We start from the raw sequence: 1,748 nt of genomic DNA on the forward strand, positions 1-1,748 counted from the left end.
TTCAGATTATGACCAGACGGCTTTCGCTGGACGCTTACGTTGTTTGTTTTCTCTGTCTTTTCCATCATAGAAGGTGCATTTCCGTAATTTCTCCGCAGGATACTGTCCGGTATCGTGTTCGAAACGTGGTCCTGTGTTGAGTTCTTTATTCAGCAATACCAGCGGACAGCCACAGAAGCGGCAGTAGTATTGCCTGTGTTGATCTTTTTGTCCTTGTGGAATCCGGTGTGCAATGACGATATTTCCGGCACCATCTTGTGCGATGGTCATACTGAGCATTCTCATGACTAACTCCTTGCGGCGCTCTCCTGAAAAACGGCACGAACTCACATAACCACCCAAAGCAAAGGGATATAATGCCCGGGCAGTCATTAGTTGTGTAAATTCAGGAGGATGTTGAATGGAACGATATAAAAATCTGGGTGGCACTTCAGGGGTCGTTTGCTACGAGATTGCTGGCGATGCTATTACCGTAGAGTTTCAGGATGGTTCGGCGTATCTCTACAACAGCATGAAACCGGGTTTACGTGCGGTACAGCAAATGCAGCAACTCGCTAGTACTGGTAGAGGACTGAACAGTTTCATTAATACGCGTGTCAGGAAAAACTACGCGCGTAAGCTGCGTTAATCGGGCATATAAAAGCAGGTGGTGAATGCACCTGCTTCCGGCCTTCAAGCGTGTAGCACCGCTACCAGTCATCGTCCTCCTCAAATTCCGGGGATGTCTGTTTAGCGGCTGAATCATCGAAAAACTCACTATCCCGATAGTCAAAATCGTCGCCTTCGTTTTCAGGTTCATCCACGTCATCTAACCATAAACATGAGGCCGTAACGCCACGTCTGCTATGAAAAGTGGATAACGTGTCTGTATTTGTCGCCATCAGTACACTCCCCCAACTTTTGACGCTGCTGCTTCAGCAACACTGATACTGCCGTAGCAGAATGGACAAGGTTTCTCGCCTCCAAATTGGCGATGGCACTGGATACAAATCCAGCGGGTTGGCGTAACGGTGAATTTGACGCGTCTAATCTTCTTCATAATTCAGTTCCTTACCCAAACGACAGACAGCAGTAGTCCTGCCTTATGGAAGGCATTGCGTTGTATGTTTGGGTTTACGTTAAGAGAAAGGCTGGTATAGCTGGAGACAGGGGTTTAGCTGCGGGACGCTTCAATACGTTCAAGTACCCATTCCTTCACATGGCGTTCCAGCCAGCGAGAGCTACGTCCACATTTGATGGGCTTGGGGAACTGGTCAAGGCTAATCAGCTTGTAGAACCACTTGTCCGTCATGCCGGTAAATTTCGTAATCGTCTCCATATCCACCAGCTTGTCGTTGTTCAGGTCAATATCGTCAATGGTGAGGACTGGGTATTTAGGCTTACTGGTCATGGATGGTTATCCTTAATCTGATGAGTGAAAGACCAGTCGTGCAATTGTCGCCAACGATGATTTGTTAACTCGCTTGCATCTGGTCAATATCATCGGATCTCCAGTAGAAAAAAACTTACTGCTTCTCTTTGCGAGGAAGCTGACTGCAGCCAAAGTTGCGATATCCATCGCCAGACAGCTTGGTATACTCTTTCGCTAAATAGCTGAAATGGCCCAGAACATTCTCATAATAATTCTGGTCGTAGCTATTCCGGTTAATCTCATAAATCGCCGTAGGCATGCGTACAGGCACACGTTTCGTTCCCCGGTAGCGCAACGCCTAGACTAGCCCCATAGATCACCAGACACTTCGCCTCTC

At 47.7% G+C, this 1,748-nt stretch carries 6 protein-coding genes; 1 reads left to right on the plus strand and 5 read right to left on the minus strand.

What is annotated here, in order from left to right; all coding sequences use genetic code 11:
• Positions 1-6 precede the first annotated feature (6 nt).
• Positions 7-285, minus strand: coding sequence for a zinc-ribbon domain-containing protein (locus tag JJB97_RS17840; protein ID WP_238715419.1), 279 nt, complete (start codon positions 283-285; stop codon positions 7-9).
• A gap of 115 nt (positions 286-400) precedes the next feature.
• Between JJB97_RS17840 and JJB97_RS17845 the strand changes: the two genes are divergently transcribed.
• Positions 401-628, plus strand: coding sequence for a hypothetical protein (locus JJB97_RS17845; RefSeq protein WP_238715420.1), 228 nt, complete (start codon positions 401-403; stop codon positions 626-628).
• 61 nt (positions 629-689) lie between these two features.
• Here JJB97_RS17845 and JJB97_RS17850 read toward each other — a convergent pair whose 3' ends face one another.
• From JJB97_RS17850 to JJB97_RS17860, 4 genes are all read right to left on the minus strand, one after another.
• Complete coding sequence (locus JJB97_RS17850) at positions 690-881, minus strand: hypothetical protein (protein ID WP_238715421.1); 192 nt, start codon at positions 879-881, stop codon at positions 690-692.
• A complete protein-coding gene (locus JJB97_RS18870) occupies positions 881-1,039 on the minus strand; it encodes a putative zinc ribbon protein (protein ID WP_451923538.1) in 159 nt (52 codons plus the stop codon). Before JJB97_RS18870 ends, JJB97_RS17850 begins: the two co-directional genes overlap by 1 nt.
• 114 nt (positions 1,040-1,153) lie before the next feature.
• On the minus strand, positions 1,154-1,390 hold the full coding sequence (locus tag JJB97_RS17855; protein WP_238715422.1) for a helix-turn-helix transcriptional regulator: 237 nt from the start codon (positions 1,388-1,390) through the stop codon (positions 1,154-1,156).
• Positions 1,391-1,505: 115 nt separating this feature from the next.
• On the minus strand, positions 1,506-1,682 hold the full coding sequence (locus tag JJB97_RS17860) for a YagK/YfjJ domain-containing protein (protein WP_238715423.1): 177 nt from the start codon (positions 1,680-1,682) through the stop codon (positions 1,506-1,508).
• Between the last annotated feature and the right edge of the window lie 66 nt (positions 1,683-1,748).

Source organism: Tenebrionibacter intestinalis (assembly GCF_016632365.1).
Taxonomy (GTDB): Bacteria; Pseudomonadota; Gammaproteobacteria; order Enterobacterales; family Enterobacteriaceae; genus Tenebrionibacter; species Tenebrionibacter intestinalis.